Source organism: Candidatus Methylomirabilota bacterium (genome assembly GCA_035260325.1).
Taxonomy (GTDB): domain Bacteria; phylum Methylomirabilota; class Methylomirabilia; order Rokubacteriales; family CSP1-6; genus AR19.
Map to the genome: position 1 here is coordinate 1 of DATFVL010000150.1, position 7,824 is coordinate 7,824.

Here is a 7,824-nt window from a genome sequence, read left to right on the forward strand (position 1 = left end):
GCGGGCACCGTGCCCGGCGCCCCGCCGCTCCTCCTGTGCGCCCACATGGACACCGTGGTGCCGGGCGAGAACGTGAAGCCGGTGACGAGCGGCGACGTGATCCGGACCGACGGCACGACGGTGCTGGGCGGCGACGACAAGTCGGGTGTGGCGGCGATCCTCGAGACTCTCCGCGTCCTGCGCGAGGAGCGGATCCCGCACGGGCCGCTCGACGTGCTCTTCACGATCTGCGAGGAATACGGGCTCCTCGGCGCCAAGCACTTCGACGCCGGCCGCCTGCGCGCGCGGACCGGGCTCGTCCTCGACGTGGACGGCGCGTGCGAGCTGGTCGTTCGGGCGCCGGCGGCCAACAAGCTCGCCTTCACGGTCCACGGCCTCGAGGCCCACGCGGGCGTGTGCCCGGAGCAGGGGATCAGCGCCATCCGGGTCGCCGGCGAGGCGATCGCGGCGATGCGGCTCGGGCGGATCGACGCCGAGACCACGGCGAACCTCGGCCTGATCGAGGGAGGGCTCGCCGTGAACATCGTGCCGAACCGCGTCCGGCTGCGTGGTGAGACCCGGAGCCTCTCCGACGAGAAGCTCGAGGCGCAGACCGCGCACATGCGGCGCTGCTTCGAGGAGGCCGCCGCGCGCCACCGGACGACGGTGGGCGACCGCGCCTACGCGGCGCGCGTGGAGGCGACGGTCGAGCGGGACTACGAGCGGCTCGACCTCCCCGCCGACGCCCCGATCGTCGCCCTCATGACGCGGGCGGCGGCGAACCTCGGCAAGCCGTTCAGGACCCGGGCGACCGGCGGCGCCTCCGACGCCAACGTGCTGAGCGGCCGCGGCCTCCAGATCGCCAACCTCGCGTGCGGCATGCGCGAGATCCACACCGTCCACGAATGGATCGACGTGAAGGACATGGTCGCGACCGCCGAGCTCCTGGTCGAGACCGTGCGCCTGAACGCGGCCGGGTGAACCCATGGGCCTGGTGCTGAAGAACGGTGAGGTGCTGGACCCGGGCGCCGGCCTCGCGGGCCGCCTCGACGTGCGCGTGCGCGACGGGATGGTCGCCGAGGTGGGCGCGGGGCTCGCCCCCGACGGCGACGCGGTGCTCGACGTCGCGGGTCGCCTCGTCCTCCCCGGCCTCATCGATCTGCACGCCCACTGCTTCATCGGCGGCGCCGACTTCGGGCCGCGGACCGACGACGTCGCGCGCAGCACGGGCGTGACGACCTGGGTGGACGGAGGCTCGACCGGCGCCGGAAACTTCGAGGGGATGCGCGAGTGGGTGCTCTCGCGCTCCCGCGTGCGCATGCTTGCCTTCCTCAACATCTCGGCGATCGGGCTCATGTACCTGAAAGTCGGCGAGCTGAACCACCTCGCCTACGCCGACGTCGACGCCGCGGTCGGCGTCGGCAAGGACCACCGCGACCTGATCCTCGGCATCAAGGTGAGGAGCCAGCTCGAGGTCGTCGGCGACGCGGGGCTCGAGCCCCTGAAGCGCGCGGTGCGCGCGGCGGACGCGCTCGGCGGAAGGGTCATGGTCCACTGCACCAACCCACCGGCGCCCCTGGGCGAGCTCCTCTCGCACTTGCGCCCCGGCGACATCGTGAGCCACTTCCTCCACGGGCGCGGCCACGGGATCCTGGACGAGAAGGGCCAGGTGAGGCGCGAGATCCGCCAGGCGCGCGAGCGCGGCATCGTGTTCGACGTCGCCCACGGCAGGATGCACGTGAAGTTCCCGATCGCGCGCGCCGCGATCCAGCAGGGCTTCTATCCCGACACGATCTCCTCGGACCTCACGACGGGCGGCTCGGCGGGCTGCGTGAAGGACCTGCCGACGACGATGGGAAAGTTCCTCAACCTGGGCATGCCGCTCGCCGAGGTCGCGCGCGCCGTGACCGCCGGCCCCGCGAAGGCGATCGGCCGCGCCGGCCAGCTCGGGACGCTCAAGCCGGGCGCCGTCGCCGACGTCGCGGTGTTCCAGCTCGAGTCCGGCGAGTTCGACTTCGAGGACGCGCACGGCGAGCACATGACGGGGAAGCAGCGCTTCACGCCCGTGCTCACGCTGCGCGCGGGGGAGATCTGGTGGCGGCGGGCCTAGCGGTGTATTCAAAATTGGGCGTTGACTTGACGTCCGGCGACGCGAGAATCAGGTAGGGGTCACGATGGACGCGACGATCGAGCTCAAGCGGCGACGGTTCTCCGTGAAGGAGTACCACCGGCTGATCGAGGTGGGCGTCCTCACGAAGGACGATCGGGTCGAGCTGCTCGAGGGCGAGATCGTCGAGATGACTCCTATCGGAGAGCGTCACGCCGGCACGGTCAACCGTCTCACGCATCTGTTCGTCTCATGGTTCGGGGCCAGGGCCGTCGTGCATGTGCAGAGCCCGATCCTCCTCGGCCCGGAGGTCTCCGTCCCTCAGCCCGATGTCGCGCTCCTCGCCCCGCGGCAGGACTTCTACACCACCCGGCGGCCCGAGCCTGACGACGTCCTCCTGGTCATCGAGGTCATGGACTCGTCGGTCCAGAGGGATCGGCGTGTGAAACTTCCTCTGTACGCGCGCGCCGGAATCGTCGAGGTCTGGCTCCTCGATCTCAACACCGACCGGCTCGAGGTTTATCGCCGGCCGACCGCCGGTGGCTACGCGGAGTCCCGCGTCCTCCAGCGGGACGAGCCGATCTCCATCCAGGCGTTCCCCGACGTCTGGCTCACCGTCGCCGACCTCCTCGGCTGAGACGCGCGCGCCGCCCTGGAACGTTCGAGCGCCGGCTCCGCCGGCGCAACCGATCCTGGGGGGAGGTTTCGGAAGGGGGGCGAAGCCCCCCTCCGAGTTCAGCCGCGGAGCAGGACGGCGACGATCACGAGGGCGAGCAGCAGCCGGTAGATCACGAACGGCGTCAGCGAGCGCGTCCTCAGATAGCCCACCAGGAACCACACCGCGAGCCAGCCGCTCGCGAACGTCGCCGCGAGCGCGGCGAGGAGCGGGCCCGCGTCGCCGGCCGGCAGGCCGTGGCGGACGAGGTGGAGGAGCTTCAGCCCGCCGGCGCCCGCCGTGATCGGAATCCCGAGCAGGAAGGAGAAGCGCGCCGCCGTCGCGCGGTCGAGACCGCCGAAGAGCGCGGTCGTGATGGTGATCCCGGAGCGCGACGTCCCGGGGATCAGCGCGAGCGCCTGGGCGCAGCCGACCGCGAGCCCCTGACGCCAGCCGACGCGCTCGAGCGGGTCGCCCGGCGCCCGCGGCGCCGCGACGGCGCGGCGGTCGGCGAGCCACATGACGATCGCCCACGCGGCGGTCGAGACGGCGATGACCAGCGTGGAGCGGAGCCGCGCCTCGATGAGCTTCTCGAAGAGCAGGCCGGCGAGCGCGCCCGGGACGGTGGCGGCGAGGAGCACGGCGGCGAGCCGCCTCGACAGGCGGCCCGTGGCCATCTCGACCAGCTCGCACCTGAAGTAGGCGAGGAGCGCGCCGAGCGTCCCGAGGTGCAGGACCGCGTCCACGGTGAGCCCCTGGTCGGGCCAGCCGAAGAGGTGGGGCACGAGGATCAGGTGACCCGAGGACGAGACGGGCAGGAATTCCGTGAGTCCCTGGACCACGCCGAGGACCACCCCCTGGAGGTAGGTCACCCGACGATGTCTTCGCCGCCGTCGACGCCGATGACGTTCCCCGTGATCCAGTAGGTGTCGGGATGCGCGAGGACCACGATCGCGCGCGCCACGTCCTCGGGCGTCGTCATCCGCCCGCCCGGATTGCGGCGCTTCGCCTGCTCGATGATCGCCTCGTGGCCGGGGATCTTCTGGAGCGCCGGCGTGTCGGTGACGCCCGCGCGGATCGCGTTCGCCGTGATGCCGCGCGGCGCGAGCTCGGCGGCGAGCTGCCGGATGTGCGACTCGAGCGCCGCCTTGGCCGCCGACACGGGGCCGTAGTGCGGCAGCACGCGCGTGCCGCCCGACGAGGTCATCGCGTAGATGCGCCCGCCGCGACCCATCAGGCCGCGCCCGACGACCTCCTGGGTCCAGTACACGAGGCTGTGGGCCATCACGTCGAGCGTCATGTCCATCTGCGCCTGCGTCACCGCGTCCTTCATCGGCTCGCTGACGTAGAGCTTGAGCGTGCCGAAGGCGAGGGAGTGGAGCAGCACGCGGAGCGAGCCCGGCTCGCCGCGCTCCTCGAGGGTCTTTTGCATCTGGCCGGCGACCTCGGCGCGCTTCTCCTCGTCCGCCGCGTTGACGTTGAAGAACACCGCCTCGCGGCCGAGCGCCCGGATCTGGCCGGCGATGCGCTCGGCGTTCGCGAGCGTGGCCTTGCGGTCGAGGTGGACGCCGAAGATGTTGAGCCCGGCGCGCGCGAGCGCCAGGCTCACCGCCTCGCCGAACCCCGAGGAGGCGCCGAGCGTGAGCGCCCAGCCGTGGAGATGGATCCCTTCCGACGCCATTCGCGCTCCTTTCCGTGGACGAGCGCATTCTAGCATCGTAGAATCGCCTCGGGCCATGCCGAAGACGGCGGGAATCATCCTCGTCGGCAACGAGATCCTCTCGGGCAAGATCGCGGACGCGAACGCGGCGTACCTCTGCCGCGAGCTGCGCGTCCTCGGGGTCGAGGTGCGGCGGATCGCGGTCATCCCCGACGAGATCGAGCTGATCGCGGCGGAGGTGGCCCGCGCGAGCCGCGACTACGACGTCGTCTTCACCTCGGGCGGCGTCGGCCCCACGCACGACGACGTCACCATCGAGGGCGTCGCCCGCGCGATGGCGGTGAAGGTCGTGCGTCATCCGCGGCTCGTCGGCATCCTCGAGGGCCACTACGGCGACCGGCTGAACGAGGCGCACCTCAAGATGGCGGAGATGCCGGACGGCGCCGAGCTGGTCGGCGGCGCACCGCTGCGCTTTCCGACGATCGTGATGCGGAACGTCTACGTGCTGCCGGGCGTGCCCGAGATCTTCCGCCAGAAGTTCGACGCGATCCGCGAGCGGTTCCGCGACGCGCCGATCCACTTGAAGAACGTCTTCGTGCGGATCGGCGAGGGGACGCTGGCCGATTACCTGAACGGCCTGCTCGCGGCCTTCCCGAAGCTGCTCCTCGGCTCGTACCCGGAGTTCTCCAACCCCGAGTACAAGGTGAAGGTGACGCTCGAGTCGCGCGACCCGGGTTACCTCGAGCAGGCGCTGGCGGACTTTCTCCGGCGCCTGCCGGCCGGCGCGCTCGTGAGGGTCACCTGACCGCGCTCGGGTAACCCGTCCCGTGCGAGGCGTCCCGTTCGGCGTCGCGGTCGTCGCGCTCGGCCTGTACCTCACCGGCCTCGGCGGGGCGCCGTTCCTCGATCCCCCCGAGGGTCTCCACGCCGAGGTCGCCCGCCAGATGGGCGTGCGGCACGACTGGATCACGCCACGCATCAACGGCGTCCGCTACTTCGACCGGCCGCCTCTCCTGTACTGGCTCGCGTCGGCCTCGTTCGCGGCGCTCGGCCCGACGCCCTTCGCCGCACGCCTCTGGCCCGCGCTCGCCGCCGTCGGCGTCGCCGCGGTCACGGCGCGCGTCGGTGTCGTGCTGGGCGGCGCGCGCGTCGGCCTTCTGGCGGGCCTCATGGTGGCGGCGAACCTCGGGTTCTTCGTCTACGGCCGGCTCGTCAGGACCGACCTCGTCTTCATTCTTTGGCTCACGCTGGCGTTCGCCGGCTTCGCGATCGCGTACCGCGGCGGCGGGCGGCGCGGGCTCCTCCTCTTCTACGCGAGCCTCGGGCTCGCCGCGCTCACCCGGGACATCCTCGCCGCGGTGGCGCCCGTGGCCGTCGTCGCGCTCTTCTTCTGGCTCACGCGCGAGCGCCCGCTCGCCCCCTGGGTCCCGTGGTGGGGCGTGCTGCTGGCCGCGGGGATCGCGCTGCCCTGGTACCTCGCGGTGGAGGCGGGGAGCCGAGGCTTCCTCTGGTACACGATCGTGGACAACCACGCACTCAACCTCACACGCCTGCGGGGCTTCCCGGACGAGGCCGTGCCGCTCTCGGCGGGCGAGTTCTTCGTCGTGACGCTGCTCGCGTTCCTGCCGTGGGCGCTGGCACTCCCGTGGGCGCTCGCGCGCGCCTTCCGGCGGCCCTGGGACGACGCGACCGCGCGGCTCTGGGTGCTGCTCGCGCTCTGGGGAGCGCTCGTGATCGGCCTCTTCACGGTGTCGCCCTTCAAGCTGCCGCACTACGCCTTCGCCGCGTTCCCGGCGCTGGCCCTCCTCGCGGCGCGCGCGTGGGACGAGACGATCGAGGGCCTGCCGGGCTCCGCCGCGCCGCGCGCCCTGCTGGCGCCGCTGCTCGCCCTCTTCGTCCTCCTCGCGGCGGCGTTCGGCGCGGTCTGGGCGGGCGCGGTCCGGATCCCGGCGCAGGCGCTCATGCTCCTCGACGTCGCCGCGCGCAACCTCGCCGCCCGGGGCGGCGCCGTCCCGGAGGCGCCCCTGGACGCCTGGTCGCCCCTCGTGCTCCGGGCCGCCGTCATCTTCGCCGTGGCGAGCGCGGGCCTCGCGGTGGCGGTGTGGCGGCGCTCGGCGGCCCTCGGGGTGGGTGTCGCGCTGGCCGCGACGATCGCGTTTCTCTCGGTGGTGGCGGGCGAGGGGATGGCGCAGTTCGTCCGCGCGCGCTCGGTCCGGCCGCTGGCGGCGGCGCTCGGGGAGCGCGCGCGCCCGGGCGACCTCGTCGTGCACGAGGGCGCGATCGAGGACAGCGCCTCGGCGCTGATGCGCCTGCCCGGCCGCGTCCACGTCGTGAACGGCCTCCAGTCCGACCTCGCCTTCGGCTCGACCTTCCCCGACGCGCGCGACGCCTTCTGGGACCCGACGCGCCTGCGGGCGGCGTGGGCCGCCCACGGGCGGCACTTCCTCCTCTCGACCGTCCCGCCCGAGCGGAGCGTCGTGGGCTCGCTGCCGGCCGGGAGCGTGCGGCTCCTCGCGCACGCGGGCGGCCGCTGGCTCTACTCGAATGTTGCCGATTGAGCCATGAACGTCCGATGATGAGGGTCGAATGAGCGGCGCGACGCCACGGTACGTCCTGAAGCCCGATCCGCACAGCAGCCATTCGGTGATCCTCCGCTGGCTGGGCGCGGGCAACGGCCGCCGGGTCCTCGACGTCGGCGCGGCCGACGGGATCGTGAGCCGGCGGCTCACGGAGCGCGGCTGGCGCGTGACCGGCATCGAGGGCGACCCGGCGCTCGCGCAGGCCGGCGCCCCGCACTGCGAGCGGATGATCACGGCCAACCTCAACCGCGAGATCCCCGACATGACGGGGCCGTTCGACGCGATCGTGTACGGCGACGTCCTCGAGCACCTCATCGACCCGCTGCGGGTCCTCGTCGAGCTCGACCGCGCGCTGGGACCCGAGGGCTTCGTGGTGATCTCGGTGCCCAACATCGCCCACTTCTACATCCGTCTCCTGCTCCTGCTGGGGCGCTTCGATTACATCGACCGCGGCATCCTCGACGACTCGCACCTGCGATTCTTCACGGCGCGCTCGCTCCGGGCGCTGATCGCCGACGCGGGGCTCACGATCGAGCGCTTCACCGCCACGCCGGCGCCGCTCTACCAGGTCCTGCCGGTGAGCTGGCACCGGCCCTGGGTCGCCGCCACCCACGCGGTCAACGCCGTGATCGCCCGGAACCTCCCGCGGCTGCTCGGCTACCAGCTCATCGTGCTCGCGCGGCCGAAGGGCCAGACGCTCGGGACGGGGAATGGCTGAGACGGGCACCACGCCGAAGGTCGTGGTGGTGATGCCGGCGTACAACGCCGGACGGACGCTCCGGATGACGTACGAGGAGCTGCCGAAGGACACGGTGAACCTCGTGATCCTGGTGGACGACGGCTC

Annotated in this window: 9 protein-coding genes; 7 read left to right on the forward strand and 2 right to left on the reverse strand. The window is 72.4% G+C overall.

Features of this window, described 5'->3' with window-relative positions:
- The 3 genes from VKG64_10055 to VKG64_10065 form a co-directional block, all read left to right on the forward strand.
- Nucleotides 1-960, forward strand: a 960-nt coding sequence (locus VKG64_10055; GenBank protein HKB25384.1) for a M20/M25/M40 family metallo-hydrolase, incomplete at its 5' end; no start/stop codon positions are given.
- A 4-nt stretch (nt 961-964) separates the two neighbouring features.
- Entirely contained in the window at nt 965-2,089 is a 1,125-nt protein-coding gene (locus VKG64_10060) for an amidohydrolase/deacetylase family metallohydrolase (protein ID HKB25385.1), read from the forward strand.
- A 64-nt stretch (nt 2,090-2,153) separates the two neighbouring features.
- On the forward strand, nt 2,154-2,723 hold the full coding sequence (locus VKG64_10065) for a Uma2 family endonuclease (protein HKB25386.1): 570 nt from the start codon (nt 2,154-2,156) through the stop codon (nt 2,721-2,723).
- A gap of 98 nt (nt 2,724-2,821) precedes the next feature.
- Here VKG64_10065 and VKG64_10070 read toward each other — a convergent pair whose 3' ends face one another.
- Nucleotides 2,822-3,613 carry an undecaprenyl-diphosphate phosphatase gene (locus tag VKG64_10070; GenBank protein ID HKB25387.1) on the reverse strand — a complete coding sequence of 264 codons (792 nt, stop codon included), beginning with the start codon at nt 3,611-3,613 and terminating at the stop codon, nt 2,822-2,824.
- Nucleotides 3,610-4,422 carry an SDR family oxidoreductase gene (locus VKG64_10075; GenBank protein ID HKB25388.1) on the reverse strand — a complete coding sequence of 271 codons (813 nt, stop codon included), beginning with the start codon at nt 4,420-4,422 and terminating at the stop codon, nt 3,610-3,612. Before VKG64_10075 ends, VKG64_10070 begins: the two co-directional genes overlap by 4 nt.
- A 55-nt stretch (nt 4,423-4,477) precedes the next feature.
- Between VKG64_10075 and VKG64_10080 the strand changes: the two genes are divergently transcribed.
- The 4 genes from VKG64_10080 to VKG64_10095 form a co-directional block, all read left to right on the forward strand.
- Entirely contained in the window at nt 4,478-5,206 is a 729-nt protein-coding gene (locus VKG64_10080; GenBank protein HKB25389.1) for a molybdopterin-binding protein, read from the forward strand.
- 22 nt (nt 5,207-5,228) lie between these two features.
- A complete protein-coding gene (locus VKG64_10085) occupies nt 5,229-6,959 on the forward strand; it encodes a phospholipid carrier-dependent glycosyltransferase (protein ID HKB25390.1) in 1,731 nt (576 codons plus the stop codon).
- Nucleotides 6,960-6,987: 28 nt separating this feature from the next.
- A complete protein-coding gene (locus tag VKG64_10090) occupies nt 6,988-7,698 on the forward strand; it encodes a class I SAM-dependent methyltransferase (GenBank protein HKB25391.1) in 711 nt (236 codons plus the stop codon).
- Nucleotides 7,691-7,824, forward strand: a 134-nt coding sequence (locus tag VKG64_10095) for a glycosyltransferase (protein HKB25392.1), incomplete at its 3' end; no start/stop codon positions are given. The genes VKG64_10090 and VKG64_10095, both read left to right, overlap by 8 nt.